The 25,992-nt window shown below is 32.8% G+C and carries 18 protein-coding genes; 16 read left to right on the top strand and 2 right to left on the bottom strand.

What is annotated here, in order from left to right; genetic code table 11:
- Positions 1-129: 129 nt before the first annotated feature.
- Together KSZ58_RS20210 and KSZ58_RS20205 are read right to left on the bottom strand one after the other, a co-directional pair.
- Complete coding sequence (locus KSZ58_RS20210) at positions 130-897, bottom strand: GNAT family N-acetyltransferase (RefSeq protein WP_008817834.1); 768 nt, start codon at positions 895-897, stop codon at positions 130-132.
- Entirely contained in the window at positions 887-1,876 is a 990-nt protein-coding gene (locus KSZ58_RS20205; protein WP_008817835.1) for a Gfo/Idh/MocA family protein, read from the bottom strand. The genes KSZ58_RS20210 and KSZ58_RS20205 overlap by 11 nt, the downstream gene beginning before the upstream one ends.
- A 1,191-nt stretch (positions 1,877-3,067) precedes the next feature.
- On the opposite strand from KSZ58_RS20205, the gene KSZ58_RS20200 reads away from it, so the two are divergent.
- From KSZ58_RS20200 to KSZ58_RS20130, 16 genes are all read left to right on the top strand, one after another.
- Positions 3,068-3,895 carry a ParA family protein gene (locus KSZ58_RS20200; protein WP_217752915.1) on the top strand — a complete coding sequence of 276 codons (828 nt, stop codon included), beginning with the start codon at positions 3,068-3,070 and terminating at the stop codon, positions 3,893-3,895.
- Positions 3,843-4,796, top strand: coding sequence for a ParB/RepB/Spo0J family partition protein (locus KSZ58_RS20195; RefSeq protein WP_217752914.1), 954 nt, complete (start codon positions 3,843-3,845; stop codon positions 4,794-4,796). Before KSZ58_RS20200 ends, KSZ58_RS20195 begins: the two co-directional genes overlap by 53 nt.
- A 199-nt stretch (positions 4,797-4,995) precedes the next feature.
- Entirely contained in the window at positions 4,996-5,601 is a 606-nt protein-coding gene (locus KSZ58_RS20190) for a hypothetical protein (protein ID WP_217752913.1), read from the top strand.
- 77 nt (positions 5,602-5,678) lie between these two features.
- Positions 5,679-9,173: a SpaA isopeptide-forming pilin-related protein gene (locus tag KSZ58_RS20185; protein WP_217752912.1), complete on the top strand. Its 3,495-nt coding sequence runs from the start codon at positions 5,679-5,681 to the stop codon at positions 9,171-9,173.
- Positions 9,174-9,387: 214 nt separating this feature from the next.
- Complete coding sequence (locus KSZ58_RS20180) at positions 9,388-10,122, top strand: hypothetical protein (protein WP_217752911.1); 735 nt, start codon at positions 9,388-9,390, stop codon at positions 10,120-10,122.
- 73 nt (positions 10,123-10,195) lie between these two features.
- Entirely contained in the window at positions 10,196-10,729 is a 534-nt protein-coding gene (locus KSZ58_RS20175) for a hypothetical protein (RefSeq protein ID WP_217752910.1), read from the top strand.
- Positions 10,719-11,063: an LPD28 domain-containing protein gene (locus KSZ58_RS20170; protein ID WP_217752909.1), complete on the top strand. Its 345-nt coding sequence runs from the start codon at positions 10,719-10,721 to the stop codon at positions 11,061-11,063. The genes KSZ58_RS20175 and KSZ58_RS20170 overlap by 11 nt, the downstream gene beginning before the upstream one ends.
- A 757-nt stretch (positions 11,064-11,820) precedes the next feature.
- Positions 11,821-12,258, top strand: a complete 438-nt coding sequence (locus tag KSZ58_RS23540) for a TnpV protein (RefSeq protein ID WP_374102582.1) — start codon at positions 11,821-11,823, stop codon at positions 12,256-12,258.
- 188 nt (positions 12,259-12,446) lie between these two features.
- Complete coding sequence (locus tag KSZ58_RS20165; RefSeq protein WP_374102584.1) at positions 12,447-20,615, top strand: helicase-related protein; 8,169 nt, start codon at positions 12,447-12,449, stop codon at positions 20,613-20,615.
- A 65-nt stretch (positions 20,616-20,680) separates the two neighbouring features.
- Positions 20,681-21,019 carry a hypothetical protein gene (locus tag KSZ58_RS20160; RefSeq protein ID WP_217752907.1) on the top strand — a complete coding sequence of 113 codons (339 nt, stop codon included), beginning with the start codon at positions 20,681-20,683 and terminating at the stop codon, positions 21,017-21,019.
- Positions 21,016-21,354, top strand: coding sequence for a hypothetical protein (locus KSZ58_RS20155; RefSeq protein ID WP_217752906.1), 339 nt, complete (start codon positions 21,016-21,018; stop codon positions 21,352-21,354). Before KSZ58_RS20160 ends, KSZ58_RS20155 begins: the two co-directional genes overlap by 4 nt.
- Before the next feature lie 60 nt (positions 21,355-21,414).
- The gene (locus tag KSZ58_RS22975; RefSeq protein ID WP_233104436.1) at positions 21,415-21,618 is read left to right on the top strand and encodes a hypothetical protein; all 204 of its coding nucleotides are present in this window, start codon (positions 21,415-21,417) and stop codon (positions 21,616-21,618) included.
- Between the two features lie 177 nt (positions 21,619-21,795).
- Positions 21,796-22,809 (top strand): DUF3991 domain-containing protein, encoded by a 1,014-nt coding sequence (locus KSZ58_RS20145; RefSeq protein ID WP_217752905.1) that lies wholly within the window; start codon positions 21,796-21,798, stop codon positions 22,807-22,809.
- 111 nt (positions 22,810-22,920) lie between these two features.
- Positions 22,921-23,820 carry a hypothetical protein gene (locus tag KSZ58_RS20140; protein ID WP_217752904.1) on the top strand — a complete coding sequence of 300 codons (900 nt, stop codon included), beginning with the start codon at positions 22,921-22,923 and terminating at the stop codon, positions 23,818-23,820.
- Between the two features lie 102 nt (positions 23,821-23,922).
- The gene (locus KSZ58_RS20135; protein ID WP_217752903.1) at positions 23,923-25,164 is read left to right on the top strand and encodes a helix-turn-helix domain-containing protein; all 1,242 of its coding nucleotides are present in this window, start codon (positions 23,923-23,925) and stop codon (positions 25,162-25,164) included.
- Between the two features lie 225 nt (positions 25,165-25,389).
- On the top strand, positions 25,390-25,929 hold the full coding sequence (locus KSZ58_RS20130; RefSeq protein WP_217752902.1) for an ADP-ribosyltransferase: 540 nt from the start codon (positions 25,390-25,392) through the stop codon (positions 25,927-25,929).
- The last annotated feature ends 63 nt before the right edge of the window (positions 25,930-25,992 follow it).

The raw sequence follows: 25,992 nt of genomic DNA, 5'->3' as shown, positions 1-25,992 counted from the left end.
CGGTATAATTTCCTTGGTTAATTTGAGTACTTGTCATACATAAATTATACCAAAAAATACACCTTCTTCTCTATAGAATTGGGTGTATTTTTTATGTCTGGGCTGTGACTTATCTGTCACAGCCCCTTTTTAATATCCGTGTATTTCAAACACGGTGTATTCCCTGTCAAAATGATAGCCAAGCTTTTCCGCAAGATGTACAGAAGCCATATTGTGGGCATCCCAGCTCGGATACCAGCCGCGCTTCAGACATTCCAGCATCAGCTTTGCGCAGGCTGCCTCTGCCAGCCCCTGTCTTCTGTATTCCTTTTTTGTATCTACCTGGATTTCAATTCCCCCACGATAAGAGCTGTAGGAGGAGGCACCGGAAACCGGAAGCTTATCCTTCAGAACGACAACACCGAGCCCTGTTGTGCGGTATGTCTCATAATCTTTATACAAAGAAGTCCATTCCCTGCACCAGTCCTGCCGGCGTGACCAGTTAAAGATCGCCTCATCAATTAGGTTCAGCTCATATTCTGCGCCAAGAGTATCCACGATTTGCTGAAGGCGTTGCTCGGAAAAAATGCCTGCTTCCTTTTTTATGGCATATCGCGTAACCTTTTTTGCGCGTTCCCCATACTGCGCCTGAATGGCAGCTCTTAAAGAGGAGGTGTCTGCACTCATAAGGATAAAGGGAATTGTATATGTGTCCGGCTTATATGCAATCAGCTCAGCATTGACCTCTCCTGCGAAAAAGCAGAAGACCCCCAATACCGCCATTGCGGATTTCGGATTTTCAGGATCATCTGCATATATCTCTCCCATAACATTTTGCAGGCAGGAAAGTATCATCGTATCCTGCGCCTGTGCAAAAAGAGCTCCTGCCCGTTCCGGGTGCGTTAACTTATAAATCATAACAGCTTTCCTCCTCATCAATGCAGTACAGCGCTTCCTTGCTGGATAGCTGCCGCATGATTTCATCCACAAGAAAACAGCAGACAGTGCTACGCTTTGCATCCATGATGGGACTTTCCAGCAGGCCGTTTTCCAGACATGCATGAATATGCGCTGCTTCATATTTCATTTCATAAACGCAAGGGTGCTTTTTTCTTTGCTCGACACCATGCAGCATGATAAAGTATTCCCGTGCCTTCCAGTAATTCGGAATGCGGATATCGCCCTTATCGAAATAAAACAGAGCCTGCTGCGGAGTCTCTTCCTTCATGGAAATTCTGCTGTTGACAAGAACATCATCAAACAGAAAATTCATGCTCACCCTGTCAATGGCTCCCTGCGCTTCCTGTGTTCCCATAGCAGAAGCATGAATCGTATGGGGCTGCAGCAGATAGTGCAGATATTCAATTGTATAACTGGCACTGCCATATACCACGCCTCCCTGCAGCGCATCATGCATCCATGCGGCAGCCGGATTGGAAAAGCTTGCACTCATCACAACCTGTCGCAGCTTTCCCAGTGTCTGCCTCTGCAGGATATCACGAATATCCTGTGTGACGGGGAGAAACAGACTTTTCTGCGCTTCCATCAAAAACAGCTGCTTCTGCTTTGCGAAGGCGAACAGCTCCCTTGCTTCCTCACAGGACAAGGCAATCGGCTTTTCGCATACAACATGCTTGCCGTGGTGAAGGGCTGCTTTTATTTCTTTTCCATGATTTGCATTGTTTACTGCAATGTAAACGATATCCACATCCGGATCCGTGTATACCTGTTCATATGCTCCATACGCCTTGCGCACTCCATACTCCTCTGCCTTTTCCTGTGCCTTTGCCAGAGAACGGGAAGCAATGGCTTCAATTGTATCTCCGGCTTCCACAACGGCATGAAGGAAACGGTCAGTTATTGCCGCAACCGCTATAATTCCATAATGCAGCACCATATGATCGACCTCTTTTCACAATGATCTGAATAGACCATCCTACGTGTTTCCGTATGTCCATCTTATCCTTTTCCTTCCCCTCTGTCAATACTGCAGCCACCGGAAAGGAAGCTGCTGGAAAAGAGGCTGCATCTGGGACGCTTATGTAAAAAAGAAGACGGTGATGGATTTATTTTAAATAGCTGTTCGATTCATGACGCAAGGCCTGAGTTTTTTTACATAAAATATAATATTTATAGAAAGCCTTTTCATTTTTTGTTATTTTATTCAAAATTAAGGTATTTTTGGCCTTTTTTGAATTGCATTTTTTAGAAAACACGCTATACTAATAGTGTAATCCTCTGATTACATAACCTCACATGTTCTGTATACCGACAAAATCGTGAGGAAAAGGGCTGGACATGAACAGCTCTTTTTTATAGCCTGCACATATTCCCTTTTCCTGCCAAATGCACACGTATGAATTATGCCAATGCAGATCCATACCTGAAGTATATGCAAAGCAGTGACGGATACTCTGATGATTCTCTGTTCGGTCATCGTTATCAAGTATAAATGAAGACCTGTGTGCTTCTGACCTTCAGGGCTCAGCCGGCAAATGGTATCAGAAAGGCAATAAAAAAACATGAAAGCCTTATGTAATATGGGCAATCATGCATATGGACATCGGCTTGACGATTTACAAGCTGTGAAGGTGTTTAAATCTATTGATCATTACACCGGATATCATTTTAAATAATAAAAAAAGCCTTTACGTAAGGCTTTATTTTTACACTGGTGCGGGCGACAGGACTTGAACCTGCACGCGCGAAGCACTAGATCCTAAGTCTTTAAACCATTGCAGAAATAAATGGAACTTGTTGGAATATAAAAGCAGTTAAAAAAAGATAAAATACCTAATACACAAAGGATATTTCATATATATAAAGTTAATAAAAGCATTATAGTATAAGGCTTTGGAGGCAATTTGTGCTATCATTTTATGGAGGCAAAAATATTGCAATTCAGCAAAAATATGGAATGAATTTTTACCTCCAAACATAATATTTTAAATTATTTTATATTCATATAAGTTCCACTGGTTTATTCATAAAAGCACTAGAATTCATAACAGAACAGTACTAACATGCTGTTCTTTTTTGCGTACATAGCCAATTCTTATGAGTTGGCTTAAAGAAAGGAGGTCGTAAAATGACATATCAAAAAGTGATAGCCATTGCTAATCAAAAAGGTGGCGTTGGTAAAACAACAACCAGTATCAATCTAGCTAGTGCTTTAGCTTTACAACGTAAGAGAGTTCTATTAATTGATTTTGATCCACAGGGTGATTCAGGTAAAGCACTAGGCTATGATGTAGATGCTATTAAGAAAAACATTGCTAACATGATGTTAGAAGTCATAGTAAATGATGAATGTGTTTACGATAGTATTCTACACCATGATGAGGGATTTGATTTTATTCCTACAAATACACGTCTAGCAGCTATTGAATCAACACTAAATAACCTAGAAGATAAAGAAACAGTTTTAAAAGATATTATTGTACCACTTAAAGAAGATTACGATTATATATTAATAGACTGTAGTCCCTCATTAGGAACATTAACGCTTAATGCTTTTGCTTCTGCAAATAGTGTAATCATTCCTACCCAGAGTGAATATCTTTCATCTTCAGGTACAAGTGATTTAATATCATCTATTCTAAAAACAAAACGTGATATTAATCCAGAACTATCTGTTGAAGGTATTTTAATCACAATGACTGATGACAGAACCAATCAGTCTAGAAGTATTCAAAAGCAAATTACTGAAAAGTATGGACAGCATTTTCCAGTATTTCAAAAGAGCATTCCTAGGCGTGTAGCTATTAGTGAGGCGTCAAGTGTAGGACAAAGTATATTTACCTATGATGCTAAAAACGAAGGAGCAGTAGCCTATTCAGCATTAGCAAGGGAGGTGGAACGCAATGCCAAGAAAACCCTTAAGCGAAGTGCAGATACCAGATCTCAATCTCGATGAAGATATTTTATTTAAGTCGCAAAAAACACGAGAGGAAGATAATGCTGAAAAAGTTATTCATATCCCTTTAGATAAAATCAGTGATTTTCCAAATCACCCATTTAAAGTAAGAGAAGATAAGGCGATGATAGAATTATCCGAGTCTATTGCTAAAGTTGGCGTATTAATGCCTGCTCTTGTTCGCCCAAAAGAAAACGGTGGATACGAAATGATTGCAGGACATCGTCGGAAGTTCGCCAGTCAATATGCAAATATTGAAACAATACCCTGTATTGTACGTAATCTAAACGATGATGAAGCAACAATTATCATGGTTGATACCAATCTGCGTCAGCGTGAAAACCTACTACCATCAGAAAAAGCCTTTGCCTATAAAATGAAATTAGATGCAATGAAAAGACAAGGGTTACGTACTGATTTAACTTCTACACCACTGGTGGAGAAGTTATCTGTAGCAGAATTAGGTAAGGAATATAACGAAAGCAGAGAAACTGTTAGACGTTATATTCGATTGACTGAATTGATACCAGATATTCTTGAAATGGTTGATAATGATTTAATTGCATTAAGACCAGCAGTAGAAATATCGTTTTTAGATAAATCACATCAGGAATATCTTTTAGGTGTTATGCAACTAAACGACTGCACTCCCTCACACGCTCAAACACTCAAAATGCATAAATTAGATAAAGAGGGTTTATTAACAACTGATGTTATTGATAACATCATGGCAGAACAAAAGCCTAATCAGGTTGAAAAAATTAAAATACCTAAAAATCGTATTAAAAATTTCTTTACAAATAAGACGTCTGAACAAGAAATTGAAGATACGATTGTTAAAGCATTGGAACTCTATCAGCGTATTCAACAGAAAAAGCGTTCCAACAGAGAGTCTAGATAACCCCTTACTAACAAGGGATAAGTGTCGATATATTGTAGGTTATGGATAGCCATTTTGCTATTCCCCCTCTCACACTCTCCCCCTGTTACCAGCTCAAAACATATTACCAACTCAAAAAGAAATATCAGTTTAGTTATTTATATATTTGTTTAAGTATATATAACATGATAAACTTTATTTAGAAAGAGAGTTGATAGATATGAAAAGCAAGAAACTAATAATGTTGTTATTACTTTCCCTAATGTTTGCAGGTTGCAGTAGTACAGATAAAAAAGATGAAGTAATAACGAATGATACAAAACAGGAACAAAAAGTTGATGATAAATCTACAGAAGAAAAACAAAGTGATGACAATGCTGAAGATAAGAAAGCTGATTCAAAAACAAATGAAGATAGTAAAAGTTCTACTTCAAATGCAAGTAATGATAATGCTAAAAAGTCAACAGACCAAACTTCTAAAAATCAAGGCACTTCTTCAAAGAACAATCAAACAACAAGCCAGTCATCAACTCAGTCAAATTCAACTTCTAGCTCTACATCAGAATCTACAAATTCTCAACCAAGTGAAACTACACCTACACCACCAGTTGAAAATGTTGTACCTGAAAAACAGCCAGAGCCAGAACAGCCAAAAAACTACAAAGTAGGAAACTGCGGAAAGTTGTACAACACTGAGAGTGAAGCTAGAGCAGTTGCTGATGCAAATAATGGAACGTTTACTGATACCTACTTCATTTCAGGATATTTTTTATACTCAACTTATGACAAATGGTCATTTGATTATTACTACACGTATTTTGAATAACAATTGAATATTTTACTTTCACAGATGGACTTATAAAACAGTTCATCTTTTTTGTTGCCATTAAGGAGGATAAAATAATGAGCAAAGAATTAAAAATAAAACTAAAGCAAAAAACAAAAACATTTATGATTGCTTTCATGACAATTATGATAACCATCAGTAATTTAGGGTTATTAAATGTTAAAGCCGAGTCAGCAGTCACATCTGGCATTACACATAAAGACTGGTGGTTGGCTGATCCTAGTACAGGACGTAGAGATAGTCATGAAGCTGAGTTATTTATCGGTGGACAGCAGGCATTTTGTATTGATGCCTACGGAAAATTCAAATCTGGAGTAACAATGCATACTGTTAATTTTGAAGATGTTGGTATTTCAAGAGAAACTGCAATACAGCTTTCACTAATCAGTTATTTTGGAACAAAAGTAGCAGGCAGAACGGGTAAAGACTGGTACGCTATTACACAAGGTTTAATCTGGAAAACAATTCATTATGATTCTACAGATATGTGTTATGTGGAAACTCCCACCAATCCAGATTACGCTACCACTGTTCGTTTGTGGAACGAAATACTGGCAGATGTAGAAAATTACAAAAGAACACCATCATTTGCTACACAAACATTTGAAGTTGATGCTGATAAATCTATTACATTGACGGATACAAACAATGCCTTGGATAACATGAAAATCATCAATTCAGGCGGATTAGATGTTTCGATCAAGGGGAATCAGTTAATTGTTAATGGAAATCCAAACGCTGATGATACAGCTACAATTGTTCTGCAAAGAAATATTCCTAGTGATCAGTTAGGGACTAGTCTTGCCTATTACAATGGAAAAGATCAAAGTTTAGGTGTATTTAAGGTATCTGACCCACTATCTGTATTTTTGAGAGTGAAAGTCAACAAATTTGGTACTTTAGAACTAACAAAATATAACGAAGATAAATCAGCAACCGTTCCTAATACGTATTATCGTATTACTGGTCCTAATGGCTACGACCAAACATTACCAACTGATGAAAACGGTATTTTAAAAATCGAAAGATTACCATTAGGTGATTATAAAGCAGTAGAAACGCAGGCTGGCGATGGGTATTTAATCAATGTTCAGGAATTTGGTTTTACTATCAAGGCTAATCAAACGACTCCTATTGATCCAAGCAATATCGAGCCAACTGGAAAGATTGAATTAACAAAATCTATTGATACCGATAAAACAAATGGCTTATTAGGTGATGCAATTATTAAAGACAACACGTATGCTTTATACGCTAAAGAAACTATCACTAATAAGGCAGGGACTAAAACATTCTATAAAAAAGATGAGTGTATCTCTACTAAGAAAACCGATACTGATGGAAAAATTACATGGGATGATTTACCGTTAGGTAATTACTATATCAAAGAAACAGCTTCTAATGATTCTTTAGTATTAAACAAAACAGTGATTGATATTGAATTAAAATATCAGGATCAAACGGTATCTAAAGTAATTGAGAAAAAAGATACAAGCAATCGTGTTAATATGCAAAAGATTCAAGTGTTTAAAAGCGGTGAAAAAAACGGTATTTCCGGTATCGTTAAAGGTCTGCAAGGTGCTGAATTTACTTTTAAATTAAAAAGTGAAGTTGATCATGTCGGGTGGGACAGTGCAACAACGTATGCACAAATCACAACAGATAAAAACGGTATTGCTAATACACCCTATTTGCCATATGGTCAATATCTTGTTAAAGAAACCGTTACTCCAAAGGATTATATTACTGCTCCAGATTTCTTAATAAGTGTAAGTGATGATTACACTGAATATGAAGATATTGAACAAATCAAGCGAGTAAATGTTAACAATCGACCATTTACTTCACAAGTGAAGTTAATTAAAGTTGATAAAGATAATGGTAAAACTGTTACTCTTAACAGTGCAGTATTCAAAATTAAAGACAGTAATGGAAATTATGTTACGCAAAAAGTTGGCGGAAAAAAATATGATACATTTACTACCAACTCAGAAAATCAAATTACTGTTTTATTTGGAAACAAAGGAGAAGTTACTTTACCTCTTGCATTAGATGCTGGTAAGTATACGATTGAAGAAATAAAAACACCTAATGGATTCTTAGCTTTGGAAGCGCCTGTTCAATTCACGATCACTAATCAATATGATTATGATGTCGATGAAGATAAAGATCCAATTCTAACAGTTAAGATTCAAAATGCACAGCCAAAAGGAAAAATCATTTTAAAGAAAACAGATAAAGTAACAGCAGATCCTTTAGAAAACGTTGAGTATGAATTAACTGCTAAAGAAGATATCATCAATGCTATTGATGGTTCCATTCTTTTTGAAAAAGACAGTATTGTTGCAAAAGGCACTACCAATGCGAATGGACAAATCGTCATTAATAATTTGTTTATGGGTCATTATGAACTAAAAGAAGTTCTAACAAATGAAGGATATATATTAAGTGAAGAAATTCATGATATTGTATTTGAGCAAACTGATTTGACTACAAAGGAATATGTAATTAATGTAGATGTTACAAACATTGCTCCAACTGGAGAAATTCATTTAGTTAAAACAGATAAAGACAGCGAAGAATTATTGAGTGGTGTTGTTTATCAGCTAACTGCAAAAGAAGATATCTACTCATTAGATGGACGTAATACATTGATCTACAAAGCTGGTCAAACTATTTCAGTAGATATTTCAGAAAACGGTTTATATATGACAAACGAACTTGGAGAAATTCATATCTCAAATCTACCATTGGGAAAATATATGATTAAGGAAGTCAAGTCATTGGATGGCTATGCTACTGATCAAAAAGAATATGAAATTGATTTATCATATGACCACAGTGATAAAGTAATCTATACAAAAACATTAAATGTTACCAATACAAAAAGTACAGTAGAAATAAGCAAAATAGATGCTACTGATTCAAAAGAATTAGCAGGTGCGCATTTATCACTATATGATAAAGATAATAATCTCATTGAAGAATGGGTATCAACCGATGAGCCTCATATTATTAGAGGTTTAAAAATCAATGAAGAATATCGACTTCACGAAGATTTAGCCCCACTAGGTTATGCCACTGCCAGTGATATTACATTTACTGTAGAAGATGATGGGAAAATAACACAAGTAATTATGAAAGATGAAATTATAAAAATAGATATTTCTAAAGTAGATGCTACAACTGGTGAAGAAATTGAAGGAGCTAAGTTAACACTTACGGATAAAGAAACAGGAGAAGTTATTGATAGCTGGACTTCTGCTAGAGAGCCACATCGTATTACAGGACTAACTGTTGGTAAAACGTATGTCCTTCATGAAGAATTAGCACCACAAGGCTATCTAATTGCCAATGATATTGAATTTACAGTATTAGATACTGGTGAAGTGCAAAAGGTTGTGATGAAAGATGAATTAGCCCCTAAAGTTGTTGAAACTGGCGATTCAAGCCATATTGAATTATATACAATATTAGCTGTTCTATCTTTAGGAACGGTTGCATTGTATATTCATTTAAAGAAGAACAAAGGTAATGATTCAGATGAGTAGTTTGGCTATTATTTTATTATTGATAGTGTTCTTTTTGCTATTGCTGGGATTAAAAATTTATTTAGCGATAAAAGCCAGCAAAAAACATCAGCAATATAGAATCGCTTATCACAAGCATGACAAGGACGAGTAATCGTCCTTTTTACATACCTAATAAAGAAAGGAGGATAGTTTCAACATATAGAAGGTATTACAATGAAAGGAAAGAGAAAAAATGAAGAAGAAAACAAAAGAAATATTAGAAATATTAAAAGAATTTATGATGAATAGTGAATTGAAAAACCACACAGCAGAAATAGTACTGTATAAAAAGAGTGATAGCCATTTTACAATTGCTTCCTATATTTCAAACTTATTAGACAACAATGAGGAAAGTTCATTATATATTGGTACTGAAATTGATGCTCAAAAAATCAATGAATCCAATCCATGCTTATGGTTGGCATCATTACTTGATCTTGATTATGAAATCATTTATGTTTCATTGCCATTTCACTGTACTCTTTGGGCTAATTATTTTGATGTATATAATGAGCTTGAAGATTATGAAAACCGTTTAAATGATTATCTGCGTTACTGCAAACAGCACGATATCACATCTGATTTGCTGGAATCGTTTTGTGGTGAAGAATTTGAAGATATTGCTGATCAGGAGTTCTTTGAAATGGTAAATGGTCATGTGATTGTTAAACGCTTCTCTATTGAAGATTGTGCATTTTTATTTGGACATGATGATCTGAAAGATACATTTGCAGTTTACGACTCCAATAAAAGTTATTCAACATACACAAATGAGAAGATTTATCATTCTTATTTAGAGGCATTTGAGGATTTTCAAAATCGTATTAAAAAGTACTGGTATGACAAAATGAAGCAATTCAATGAGCAATACTATTTTACTTTTGGTGGAGATAAAGAAGTCAATAAAATTCTAAAAAGTAAAAATTAAATTATTTGTTAGAGAAGTAGATCAACAATCTGCTTCTTTATTGTTTTTAATCAAAAGACACAAGGAGGAAACTATGGATAAGAAAGATTTAGATCTTTATGGCAAAATGCTATATGCACTTCATCAAAGTAATAAATATAAAGAATTTGAACCAGCATATATTTTTATAAAAAAAGATATAGATCATTATAAAGTTCAGATAACTGCCATTAATAAAAATGATCCAGAAGATGGAATGATTTATAAAACGGATGAAACAGTTAAAGCAAACCTTGATGACAGTATAAATGTGTATCCCTTATTTGAATGGCAGTGGAATATAGATGAGGATATATTTGAAATTTTAAATGATGGCTATCAAATTGATTTTATGGATATGACAATTCACTATGGTATATGGACAACTATCAATGACTGGGGATTAAACGAAATCGAATGCAAAGAAGGACTTAATAAATATATTCTCTTTTGTAAAAACAATGGTATTTCTGCTCAGACAATCAAATCAACAGTAGGTCATGATATCAAAGACATTTATCCTCTGCTGGATAGACATTTAGCTTTACACAAAATGAAATCTAAGGAAAATAAAGAACATGAAAGATAGATATCATTATGCTCATAACATCTATGATATTTTATTTGAGCCTATTCTGTATAAAAATAATTTATGTTTAATTACTGAATTACCTATCCATATTAATCAGATTAAAAAACCTTTTTACGTTTACAGTATTCACTATGTTGATCACTATGGGAGTTTTGAAATGATTACCAATAATTGTGCGACGAATCGAGTTGCTACACTTATTACTAATAAAAAAATCAACCTTGTTGAAAACCTGTATTTAGAAATAAATGACACTGATATTAAGCGACTTTATAAACCAAAATTATCACTATTTGAATACAGCAATTTATTAAAATCAAAGGAGGTGTAATAAATGGCAATACGTTATGAAGATGCAACCAAATTGTATCAGCAGACATTAAAGGAAATCTCACAGGATGAAATGAGGTGGTCAGCCTTTTTGAAATCAGCATGTCGCAATTATCGCTTGACTTTTGCTGATATGGTTATGATCTATGCCCAACGTCCTGATGCTACCGCAGTATTAGAAATTGAAGAATGGAACAAGCGTTATGGATTGTGGATCAAACCTAAATCAAAAGGGATTGCAGTATTTGATTCAAACTATTATAATCATGCAAGATTGAAATATTATTTTGATATATCGGATACACGTCAGACGAGATTTTATCGCCCAGTTCCAATTTGGGAACTGAAAGAAGAATACAAAGAAGAAGTCATTAATACACTAAAAGATAACTTCGGTCCTCTTGATAATGATTATGATTTGGCACAGGCAATAGTATCAGCGTCCAATAGTGTGGTTGAAGATAATATCAGTGATTATTTGAAAGAACTTCAATACTGTAAGACGGATTCGTTTTTAGAAGATTTAGATGAACAGAATACGGAAATGATTTATCGAAGTTTACTGACAGCTAGTGTTGCTTATATGGCTTTATCACGGTGCGATATTAATGCTGATGATTATATAAGTAGTGATACTTTACGTCAAATTGCTCAGTTTAATACACGAGAAACATTGAACGCCTTAGGTGTACCTGCGAAAGATATTTTACAAGTGATTATTGGTGAAATAAGAAAAACTGTTCTTAGTTTAATTAGAGATGAAAATCGCACAATTGCAGAGAACAAAAAGAGAAGTTACAATAAAATCGAAAAAGATAACAATAGTGAAAGGAGTCAAGAAGATAATGAAACTAGATTACATTCAAATGGGAGAATATCAGATCCCCAACTTAACATTGAAAAGCGAGAACAAAATTCAGTTAGGCAAATACGGAATGATGAGGAGGAATTATCTTCAACAGAACCGTCCAATACTGTTCACCAACCTATTGACATCACAGACTCTCAATCAGCACCTGATGGAGATAGAGGAAACAGCAAATCAGAGGAAAGAATTACTGATGGAGCAATTGATGAAACAGATGGAAGTAACGGAAGCATTGAAAGAATCAAATCAGATGGAGTGGATTCAAAGGATGAACAACATCGAGGAAATGATTCACGAAATGATTACAAGAGAACTGATTTACAGTTAAAACAAAATGATATTCATGAAGAAGTAGGTAATTATAAAATACCTGCTTTTTTTACGCTTGATGAATATGAACATTTGATTAAGTATGATCGCTTTCGTAGTCATAAAAACAAAGATATTCAAGCAATCTTTGAATTTTATGATGACGAGGATAAACGAACTAACTATGTTAAAGAAAGTTTTAAAGTCATGATTATTGAAGAAATTTATCATAATCAGCGTTTAGGCTATTATCGTGATCAAGATAAAGATATGCTAAAAGTCTGGAAAGGCAGTTATTCCAATCCGGATTTTCAAGATTATATATCGTGGCAGGATGTGACCTCATTTATTGAGGACATGATTGAAAGAAATGTCTATCTTTCTATTCCTTTAAAACCATTACCAACTACTCAAAAACAGCAGTTGAATTTATTTGATATGGAACCAGTACAACCATCTCAAAAAAACATGGAAATAAAGCCATTTGCAATGCCACAAAACATTGTTGATGCAGTTTTAAGTGAAGGAACTGAGAAAAAAGAATCTAAAATAGAAATAGCTAACTATTTCTCTTTAGATCAGCCTGTTGAAGAAAATGCTGAATTTATTAAAAATCTATACAATGAGGGCAGTAATGGTTTTATTATTGACAATCGTAGTGTTTCGTATAAATGGAATAATGATGGTATTCAAATCACTTGGGGTGATGGAATCGTTAATGCATTTGATAAGCAGATATTGAGCTGGCAAGACGTGGCAAAAGGTATTCGCAATCTATTAGATCAAGGACGATATATCTCTCAGGATGAACTTGATCAATGTGCTAATTATGAATATCAGCAAGCCTCAGAACATTTATGGTATATGTGTCAGGACATGGACTTTGATGAAACAGATCATATGATGGAACTTCGTCAACATTATCATAAAGGTTTTCCTAACGGAACAGCTGAGATGGCAAAATTATTAAGAGATAAAGAATTTTATGAGAGAACTATAAGTACTTTAATAGCATTCAACAATGATTATCAAAGCAATCCAGACTATATGCGTCATCATTGGAGAAGTTATGCACCTGATAAAGTCCTTCCAGTTATTCAGCAACTTTCAATGCCTCATATCAAGTTTGAAGCTATTGATTATAAGGAACCTCAACACACCTATTTTGTAACTCAAGATACGATTGATTCAATTATTGCCAGTCAACATCGTGTGCATCAAAAATATGATACACTTTCTTTTTTTCTAAACAACAAAGACAAAAAAGACAGAATTAAATTTATTAAAGATATATGGGGATGGAGTGGAGCGAATAATTATGATGCAAGCCCCAAAGGATTAAAAATTAAAACAGGTAGTTACAATAAACCCTATGCTGAGATTATGCTAAAGTGGAAGGATGTTGAACAGAGATTATCCTATCTCATTTCACGAGATAAATATTTAAATGATGAACAAAAAGCAGGAATGAAAGATTATGAAATCGAGGAACTTGCTAGAAATATTTACTCATTCTTTTGTCGATTACCACTCAACAACCCTCGACCATATAGCTCACAATTGGAATATGAAGATAAAAATCGTGAGATTAAAGCTTTATTAAAAGATCCATCCAATACTGCTAACGTCCTTGATATGATGCAGATTGCTTTATCAAATACAGCTGAATTTGATAAAGATTATGAAAGCAGAATGAAATATTTTAATCGTATGCAGGATTATTATCAGGGAAAATATACCCTCTTTAACGAGAAGAAAACACCATTGATTAATACACCTTATGAGCCAGCTGATAATTTATTTGATTCATTAGCAAGATCACTAGCAGAGTTTGCGCAACTGTATGATCCTTATGACTTTGCTGATCAGTATGAAGATTTTCAGGATGCAGTTCAAAACCAAAAGGATACATTAAATGATATTGCTGGATTAGAAGGTTATATCAAATTTATGAATGCTATTATTATGGAAGAAAATAACAATGATACATTTGTAACTGCAAAAATGCTTCGAGAAGAACTTAGCATTTACTTGGCATTGCAGAAAGGTTCAAATCTCAGCAATGATAATGAAATTCGTTATTCCTATCGTGCTTATATTTCTCAGGAGGAACCACGTTACAATACTGGTGATTTTGTTTTTATTATTCATAACCAGATACCTGTTTATGGAACAATCGAACTGATTGATGAAGATGTCATTATTATTAATCTATATGATGATAATGATTTAGAAATAAGTAAAGAAGATTTTGAAAATGATCTTAGACATGATTATCGAAATGGATACCTTTACGATCAAAGCAGACCACTGATGAGAGTGAATGATGAACAGGAACAAGGAATAATTGTTGCAGATGAAAAGGAACGAAACACCTTAGGCTATCAAAATTATGTTCTTTTCAAAAGAATTGCACCGCTTATAATCAACAATCAGGCGATAGAAATGATTTTTCGCTCACCCAATGAACTGAGTGTAATTTCAATAACTCTAAATGATGATACTGTTACAATTGATCATAATGGTAATGAAAAGTATCTATTTCAGTTAGATACATCTTTAGAAACATTAAATATTCGTGAAATGACAGCTGGAGGAGAAACGACTAAGATATCATTATTTAACGGAGAAGTTGACTACAATGAAGAACAGCAGATGAATGAATTTGCTAATGAGTTTATTAAAAGTATTTCTACTGATAAACACATTCTTTCCTCTGTTTTGTTTAATGGTGAGGGTAAAGAAACAGTTATCAGTTATGGAGCCGATGGTAATATTACTTCGTTTGATGGAAGTGATACTGCTCTTTCATCATATTTAGAAAATTATCATGATGATCCAATAGATAAGATATCTTCGTTGATTCCTGTACTAGAAACAGGTAAAGAAAATGTTCAACTTGTTAAAGACAGTGAAGTTGCTCAAAAAAACTACAGACTAATAAAGCAGATTGCTCCACTGATTATTACTGGTGATAGTGAATTTATGCGATTTACTGCTGGTGAACATGATATGCCATTAGATATTGAAATTATCGATGATCGTATTTCTATGACACATTATTTAGAAACTGATGATAACCTGTTAACTGATACCAATATGGAATTTGTAATCGACAGCGATCGGCAGTTACTCAGTGCAAGAACATTTGAAAAGGATGTGCCAGCATTTTACCAGTCTGTAGCAATGAATGGCAATATGGTCATTGATACAGATACTGAAAAAGAATTAAATGAGTATGCTCACAAATGGCTTCATAACATTATAGATAAACAATATCATCTTGAAAAAATGAGAATATTTTTAAATAATTACCCTACCGAGGTTGAATACGGAACTGATGGCTTAATTTCTAGTTTTGATGGCAGTGATGATGATTTAAAATATTTTCGTGAACAGTTTGACAGTGATCCCCAAAGAAGAATATCTATCCTTGTTGCTGAGCATGAGAATGAAATTAAAGATTTACCACCTCAAAAAGAATTGTTTGAAGATGTTGAAATTATTGAAACTGTAAATATCCCTAATATGGTATATCAGCCAACATCAGATATTGCTTCTCATAAACTGTATCCGGAAGTATCCAATAATGAGCGTCATGACTTTGCTATTAAGGATATGGATTTAGGTGCAGGAGGTCCTAAAGAAAAATACAGGGCGAACGTTCAGGCAATTCAATTATTAAAAAAATTGGAACTGGAACATCGTTTAGCTACTCCTGATGAACAGGAAATCCTATCACATTATGTTGGCTGGGGATCGTTAGCTGATGTTTTTGATAAAACAAAAACCAATTGGAAAAATGAATATCTGGAATTGAAGGAACTCCTCAATGACAAACAGTATAAGGCAGCTAGAGAATCCACTCTAACTGCCTTTTATACACCTCCAGTAGTCATTCAATCCATCTATCAAAAATTATCGGATATGGGATTAAAAACAGGTAATATTTTGGAACCATCCTGCGGTATTGGTCATTTCTTTGGAATGAAACCTAACGATATGGATTGTCATTTTTATGGTGTTGAACTAGATGAAATATCTGGGAAAATTGCACAACAACTGTATCAAAATGCAACAATAGCTATTCAGGGATTTGAAGAAACGGATATTCCCGATAATTTATTTGATGCAGTAGTAGGAAATGTTCCTTTTGGGCAGATTCCAATCCATGATCCTAAATACAACAAAAATAAATTTATGATACACGACTACTTCTTTGCTAAAGCACTGGATAAAGTTAAAGTTGGAGGTATTGTTATCCTATTGACTTCTAAGTTTACAATGGATAAACAAAACAATGATGTTAGAAAATATATTGCCCAAAGAGCTGAACTGCTTGGTGCTGTTCGTTTACCTGATAATACCTTCATGAACAATGCAGGAACAAGAATTACCAGCGATATCCTTATCCTACAGAAAAGAGAAAGACCACTTTTATACGAGCCTGAGTGGATCTATCTTGATACCAATGAAGATGGTTTAACAATGAATTCTTATTTTGTCAATCATCCAGAGATGATATTAGGAACAATGGTCGAAGAAACTTCACAGTATGGTAAAACAACAAACTGTAAAGCATTTGAAGAAGTTGATTTAGCACAATCCCTTGCTATTGCAATGGATTCTATAGAAGCCAAAATAAATACTGAACCAATACTGTTCACTGATGAAGAAGATCAGTCAATTCCAGCCGATCCAACTGTTCGCAACTTCAGCTACTGTATTGTAGACGGTACTATTTATTATCGTGAAAACAGTAGAATGTATCCTTCAGATATGTCGCTAACTGCTGAAAACAGAGTTAGAGGAATGATAGGAATACGTGACTGCATGAGAGAATTAATTGATTTGCAAACTAACGAAGCACCTATTCATCTCATTAACGAAGAACAGCAAAAACTTAATTCACTCTATGATGATTTCAGTAAAAATTATGGAATCATTAACAGTCGTGGAAATAAACTGGCATTTCAGGAAGATAGTTCTTATAGCCTTCTTTGTTCACTGGAAATATTAAATGATGATAGATCTTTCAAAAAGAAAGCCGATATCTTTTATAAGCAGACAATCAAGGCAAGAAAAGTTATCAAATCCGTAGATACTGCCAGTGAAGCCTTAACGGTATGTATTGCTGAAAAAGCTCATATTGATTTTGACTTCATGACTAAGATATCAAACTTCAGCAAAGAGGAACTAATTGAAAAACTAGATGGGATTATCTTTCCTAATCCAGAGAAATTAAATGAGAATGGTTTACCAGTCTATGAAACTGCTGATGAATATCTATCAGGTAATGTACGAGCGAAATTAGTGATTGCAAAACAGATGGCTAATCAAAATCCAGAGCTTTATCAGTCAAATGTTGAAGCCCTAGAAAAAGTTCAGCCTGAGCCTATCAAAGCCAGTGATATCAGTTTACGATTAGGTACAACATGGATCCCTACAGATGTTTATAGACAGTTTATCTTTCATCTACTGGAAACCCCATCATGGAAACAGAAAGACATTCACGTTATCTATTTAGCAGCTACTGAAGAATGGAATGTAACTCGTAAAAGTTTAGACAGTGGTGTTAGAGCCACCAAAACTTTTGGAACGCATCGTATCAATGCTTATAAAATTATCGAAAATACCTTGAATTTAAGAGATGTCAAAATTTTTGATACGAAGTTAGATGATGAAGGTAAAGAAGTTCGTGTACTGAATAAAAAAGAAACAGCAATTGCTCAAGATAAACAGGATATTATCAAATCCAGATTTATTGAGTGGGTATGGTCTGATCCTGATCGTCGTGAAAGATTGACTAAGATTTATAATGAAAAATTCAATTCCATTCGTAATCGAACGTATGATGGCAGTCATTTATCTTTTTCAGGCATGAATACTGATATCAAATTAAGGAAGCATCAGATTGATGCTATTGCTAGAATCCTTTATGGTGGAAATACACTGCTCGCCCATTCAGTGGGCGCAGGAAAGACTTTTGAAATGATTGGGGCTGGAATGGAGGCAAAACGATTAGGACTCTGCAACAAACCTATTTATGTTGTTCCTAATAATATCATTAATGATTTTGCCAGTGATTTTTATCGTCTGTATCCAAGTGCTAATATTCTCGTTGCAACAACAGATACATTATCTAAAAATAATCGTCATCAGTTCTTTTCAAGAATTTCAACTGGTGAATGGGATGGTGTTATAGTTACTCATTCACAGTTTATAAAAATGCCTATTTCAGTAGAGCGACAAATCAAAATGATGGAAGATCAGATTGAAGAAATAAGCAACAGTATTGAAACCGTTAAGAATAACAACGGTGAACGTTTTACTGTCAAGCAGTTAGAAAGCATGAAAAAGCGTCTTAAGGAAAAAATGCAAAAACTTAATGACAATTCCAAGAAAGATGATATCTTATGTTTTGAACAGTTAGGAATTGACATGATGTTTGTCGATGAAGCAGATTTATTCAAAAACTTATTTTTGTTTTCAAAAATGCGTAATGTATCAGGAATATCCCAAACCAACTCACAAAGAGCATCTGATTTGTTTATGAAAACACGATACCTTGATGAATTAACGAATTATCGTGGTGTAGTATTTGCAACTGGTACACCAGTAGCCAACAGTATGGCAGAACTTTATACCATGCAAAGGTATCTGCAATACAACTTGTTACAGGAACATGGATTAGAGTCCTTTGATGCTTGGGCTTCCACTTTTGGAGAAACAACAACTACTATGGAATTAACACCAGAAGGCAATGGATTCAGATTAAAAACAAGATTTTCAAGATTTTACAATTTACCAGAACTAATGACGATGTTTAAAGAAGTAGCGGATATTCAAACTGCGGATATGCTGGAATTACCTACTCCTAAAATGCACCAAGAAATCATTTCTGCCCCTGCTTCTAATGAACAAAAAGAAATGATAAAAGCACTTGGAGAACGTGCAGAAGCTATAAGAAATCGTGAAGTAGATCCACATATTGACAATATGCTAAAAATTACTAATGATGGACGTAAATTAGCATTAGACCAAAGAATTATTAATCCACTACTGCCAGATAATCCTAACAGTAAAGTAAATCTTTGTGTGAATAATATTTATCGAATCTGGCAAGAATACAAAGATGAAAATCTAACTCAGATTATGTTCTGTGATTTATCTACTCCTAACGGTAAAAATGAATTTAATGTCTATGATGATATGAAAGCAAAACTGATTGCTAAGGGAATTCCTGAAGAAGAAGTCCAACATATTCATATAGCTAAAAACGAGAAACAAAAGCAGGATTTATTTAGTAAAGTAAGACAAGGGAAAGTACGTGTGATTAATGGATCAACTTCTAAAATGGGTGCTGGAACAAACATTCAAGACCGTTTGGTTGCATTGCATGACCTAGATTGTCCTTGGCGACCTCGTGATTTAGAACAACGTCATGGAAGAATTGCAAGGCAAGGTAATCTCAACAGTGAAGCCTTTATTTATACGTATGTAACTGAGGGAACATTTGACTCCTATCTCTATCAGACGATTGAGAAAAAACAGACTTTTATATCACAGATATTTACCTCTAAAACACCGCAGAGAACGATGGAAGAAATCGATGAAGCAGTACTAAATTATGCAGAAATTAAAGCTATTGCTTCTGGTGATCCAAAAATTATGGAACGTTGTAATCTTGAACAGGATATCAATAAACTAAATGTATTAAAAGCCAGTTTTCTCAACCAAAAGTATGAGTATCAGGATGCTATCATAAAAAAATATCCTCAGCAAATCAATCAGCTGGAAGAAATTATTGAACATCTTAAATTAGATATTGAACAGCGAAATCAAAATCCATTACCATCTAATGATGATTTTGTCGGTATGACATTGAATAATGTTTTTATTCAGGATAAGGCAGAAGCAGGCCATAAACTGATTGAACAGTGTCAAGCAATTACATCTCCAGATCCTATTTCCATTGGTCATTATCGTTCATTTGAAATATCTGTATTCTTTGATTCATTTTATGCAGAATATAAACTTCAGTTAAAAGGATATGGTCGCTATCAGATTGATTTAGGTAGTGATAAGTTTGGTAATATTGTTAGAATCAATAATGCACTTGATGGTTTAGAAAAACAGTTACAAGAAAATGAAAATGCCCTTGCAGATGTAAAAAGCCAATTAGCTTCAGCAAAAATCGAAGCAGAAAAACCTTTTGATCGTGAAGAAGAACTACAGGAAAAAGCAAAACAATTTGCTAAGTTGACAATGGAATTAAAAATAGAAGAAAAAGATCCAAATATCATTGATAACAATGAAATAGGAAGTAATGATGATATAGAAATGAATGTTAAATCTAAAGATTATGTACGTTAATTAAAAATCGCACATTTGTCGTATGGGTATTCATTTCCTATAATAAATCTAGGAGGTGGATAGCCATGAAATTTATAGATTTATTAGATGAAGATCACGCTACGCTTATGAGCAGATTCCTTGACCGATTAGATGACAAAAGCTGTACTGAATTAGAACACAAATCTGAAAAGTATATTTCATTAAAGAATAAAGCTGATTATCTAGCTGAGGAGAATAAGTTTATTTATGCATTCTTTGAACTAACAGATTTAACGCAGGAATTGTATTCAAAAGAAGAAATGCAAAAATTAAAGGAGTATATAGAATATCAAAGACAGATTGATGATTATGAACGTTTAGAATTATATAAAACAGGTATTGCTGATTGTATAACTTTATTAAGTATGGTAGGTATTTTATGACAAAATATATTGATCCGTTTTTAGAAGAAAATATCTCATCTTTTGGAGATTTATTTAACAGGCTAGATTCCAAAATGTTAGATAATCTATCTGCTTGTGATAATTACAAACTCTTGAATAAGGAAAATGAAGAAGTAAAACTGAAGTATCCCCATTTAGTTGATATTATTGAATCTACTGTAGCAACGAAAGATATATACTCTAAAGAGGAAATACAAGCATTAGCAACCTATATGCAAAATCAGCACATGATTAATAATTATGAAAAATGTGAAATGTATAAAGTAGGCTTAGCAGAATGTCTGCAATGGTTAATACTCATTAATCTTTTGTAATAAATCGCACATTTGTAATTTTCCTGTTTTTCCAGTAATTTATTATATGGAGGTGGGAAAATGTTGGAAGATAAAAGATATTGGAGTATTCTTACTCTACTAAATGATAACTTTGATGAGTTGTGTTATGAAATAACTCAAGATGCTCAGTTGCATGATGAATATCAGCAAATTCTATATGTAAAGGGGTTATTACTGGATGACTTTCCAGTCATTAACAAATTAGAGTTATTACAACCTGTAACAATTAGAGAAGAAGATTAAAAAAACATAAAAGAATATCATGAAATTAATAGTTCTATCAATAAGGTATTAATGAAAGAGTCCTATTTTAGAGGAATTAAAGATATGATACTCATGCTTGCAAGAGCAAATCTATTTAAGGAGAGTCAATAATGATTCTCCTTTTTGCATAAAAATATTTAAAAGGAGTTATGTAAAATGGCATATATAAAACCAGAGATATTAAAGAAAGTAAAACAGGTTGATTTATTGACATATCTGTTAAATTATCAGCCAGATAGATTAAAAAAGATTTCGCATAATACCTATTGTATACGTGATCATGACAGTTTGCATATTTCCAATGGATTGTGGAATTGGCAGTCAATGGGTATTGGTGGTAAATCAGCACTAGATTTTTTAATTAAAGTAGATAATTACACATTCTTAGATGCAGCTACAATTATTGCAGAAAACATAAAAGTAAAAGAACCTGAATATATTCCCTACTCTGAAAAAGAAAGAGATAAAAAATTACAGATTCCTCAAAGAGCAAAAACAGATCAAAATGCTATTAATTATTTATTAAGTCGAGGAATATCATTTAATGTTATTAAACATTGTATTGACCACTATCTATTATATGAAAATGAATATACAAGTCCATCAACAAATAAGGTATATCAAAATGTTGCTTTTATAGGCTGGGACAAAAAGACTAATAAACCTCGACATATAGCATTACGTGGGATTAATCAAGATTTCATAGGTGATGCGACTGGCAGTGATAAACGTTATTCGTTTTGTATAGAATCAAATAATCCTGATTGTGACACTGTTCATGTTAATGAAGCACCAATAGATGTATTATCACAAGCAACTTTATTTGAGCTGGATAATAAAGAGTTTAATCACGAGCATATTCTTTCTCTAACAGGTATATATGCGCCTAGAAATGATACTACGAAAATTAAGATTCCACTTGCTTTAGAGCAGTTTCTAAAAGAACATACAAAAGTCAAGAATATAGTTTTTCATTTGGATTTAGATAAAGTTGGAAGACGAGCTACCAAGTTAATTATTAAAAATATGAAATCAAATATGCCTGAATACAGTTGTTATGATGATCCTCCTAAAAATTACAAAGACACTAATGACAATCTATGTATGAGGCTGGGTATTGCTAAAACGAAATCAAGACTAAAAGCGAATACTAAAAATTACACAAGATAAATACTGATTGTTACAAATTATTTTGTAATTTCTAAATTTCTTGTATGCGATATTATTAAATGAGATAATATTATCATAGATAAATGACAATGTATAGAAAGGAGTAAGTAAATGAATTTTAGATCAAATCGATTGCCTTCTACACTTCAAGAACTTCAATGGTATTGGGGAAAAAGTGTAATGGCTGATATAAATTTTTCAAGAGTGGTAATAAATGAAAAGAAAATTAATTTTACAAAACCTATTGATTATTTTGATCTTACTGATATTGTTGCTGATAAAATATCTTTTATAGGTAGATCATATGATTTTTTTACGCAACCTATTGCATTAAAAGAATTTGAATTAAACATATTTGGTGATTTAAATGCAGATACACAAATAGGTGTGCTATTAAGTAATGTCAATCGAGTACGTACAGAGGCGTCTGCATATGGAATATATGCCACTTTCACATATATTAATAAAAGTGTATATTGTGCATTAACAGTTTGTCTTGTGGATAAAGACATTGGAATCGAAATGGAAACAGCAATAGTTGAAATTGGGCAAGATGAAGGCGCATTTATTTTACCTATTTCCATAAATAAAGAAGCATTGAATTATTTTAATTATGATGATATTGCTAAGTTATCATACTGGTTAGGTAATTTTTGGGCTGGAATTCAATATGAAATGAATAATTGTCCTGAAGAAATTAGAATTATAAAGCAAAGAGATGAGATATCAGAAAATTATGAAGAATTTAAAAAAAATAATCATATTGTATTAGTCAAAAGAATAATTCAAATAGATGAAGATGGTAATATCATAAAACATGGTGCAAGTAATGCTAACCACGAGTACACAGCTACAGTTTGGGGAGTTCGTGGACACTATAGAACGTTACCAGATGGTAGAGTGATTTATATATGTCCTTATTGTAAAGGAAAGGACCGAAATAAACAAGGAGTCTATAATAAAAAAGAGTATCGATTTATTAATGATAAATTAGATTCAGATATAGATTAAAGAAATATTTTATGATAATTTAAAAATAAATTTATTGTATTATATAAATATAAATAAGAACATGGAAAAACAAAATATTTATTGAATAATTAGGTGGAAATTATGGAAAATTTAAAAGATAAAATTAGAAATTTAATTGAACTTAAGACAGAAGGAGATTATTGGGATTTCAAACAAGAATGGTATAAAAACAAAGGAGATTTATTGCATGATATTATTTGTATGGCAAATAATCTTGCAAATCAGGATGCTTATATTATAATTGGTGTAAATGATTCTGCAGAAATATGCGGTATTGAAAAAAACGAAAATCGTATGAACCAACAAAATGTAATTGATTTTTTGCATACTAAAAAGTTTGCACATGGCTGTCGCCCTAACGTTTATGTGCAAACGATTGAATTAGAAAAAGAAATAGATGTAATAATCATAAAAAACAGTAAAAATGTCCCCTATTATTTAATAGATAATTATAATGATATCTTTAAGTACCATATATACACACGTGTTGTTGATACAAATACTCCTAAAACATCTTCTGCAGATTTTGATAAAATTGAATACTTGTGGAAAAAAAGACTTGGTTTAGATCTATCACCATTGGAAAAGGCAGTATATTTGTTAAAAGATACAAAATCATGGTATCCAGTTGGAACTGATGGGATACATTCAAGTAATGACTTTTCTGGAGAATATTATCATAAACTATTTCCTGAATTTACTATTCAATATAAATTATGTGAAGAAAGATTTGATCAAGGAAATATTGATAAAATTGAACACGAAATTTATTGGATGAATGAATTACCAGGAAAAATACACAATTCATATATTTATACGATTAATTTAAAATATTTATCAACAGTTTTATACTCCACATTAGCGATTTTTGCAGATAGTTTCAGGTTTAAGCGTACAATGTGGAAAAATCAAATACTATTTCAGAATACGAATAACGAGTATATATGTTATTGTTATGTTGAAAAGGATTCTATAGAATATATGATTGATAATTGGTTATGCAATTCATATGATACAATTAAACAAATAGAAGAAAATTCATTTAAAGAGTCAACAGATATATGCCAATCTGAATATATGCTTTCTAATCCATATAATGTTATTTTGTGTTTTAAAAATAAAGAAGAACGAAAACAATTTAACACATATGTCAAATCAAATGAGAGAAGATTTTTAGAAAAAGTCAGCAATTATAATTATGAAGAAAGTGTATATAAAAATAAACACAGTAAATGTAGTGATCCTAATTATATTGAATATTTATGTGAGTGTGGAAAATTATTAAACAAATGGTTAATCAAATGGCGAAATCATAACATTTAATTTATTATCCCGTAGATATTCACCAAAATTCTTTTGAGGTAGTTGTAAAATAACGGAAACCAAAATACACACTCTTACTTTATATTATGCACTATACCAGCAAGCACTGGATATGGATAGCCCATTATCCTTTTTAGGGAATTTCCCTAATACCCTTAAAATTTAGATAGAGTAAGAAGGTGAGGAAATATACATTATAGAATAGATAGTAGAATTGATGAAAGTGTGCATTTTAAAGTAGTACATGTTAATAATTTAAAAAAGCAATTTTCAAATTGGAAAAAGAATTTGAATAAAGAGGAGAAAAAAGCAATAAGGAAGTATATTAGAAATTCAAGAAAAATAAATGCTATGTTAAGGGATGATAAAGATTGTTTCGAAGCTAGTATTATTTCAAAGGCAATAAGAAAATGTCCAATATTACAAGAAAATATTATAGTAGTTAGATGTATTGATAAAAAGGAAAATAACTATTATAAAACTTTAAATAAAAATAGTATTTTTAAATGTGCTGATTTTAAAGGTACTCATGTATATCATCGTATACTATTGAATAGATTTTTTAAAGTATCTAACAGCAAGGGATATGCAATAATATTGATTCCTAAGGGTTCTCCAGTTGCATATATTAGTGATATAAGTTGGTTTGTATTATTTAGAAATGAGAAAGAATTATTAATTGATAGGAATCAACAATTTAGATTAATTGATACATTTAATATTTTAAATAGTAATGGATATGTATTTAAATTAGAAAATAATTAATACAATAAGCAACAGACTGAAAATAAGCTGTTGTTTTTATTTTACAATAAAAAGGAGCAAAAA

This window comes from Erysipelatoclostridium sp. DFI.2.3 (assembly GCF_019132535.1).
Taxonomy (GTDB): Bacteria; Bacillota_I; Bacilli_A; order Erysipelotrichales; family Erysipelotrichaceae; genus Clostridium_AQ; species Clostridium_AQ innocuum.
Note: the sequence above shows the minus strand (reverse complement) of the source record. Positions and strands in the feature narration are given on the sequence as shown.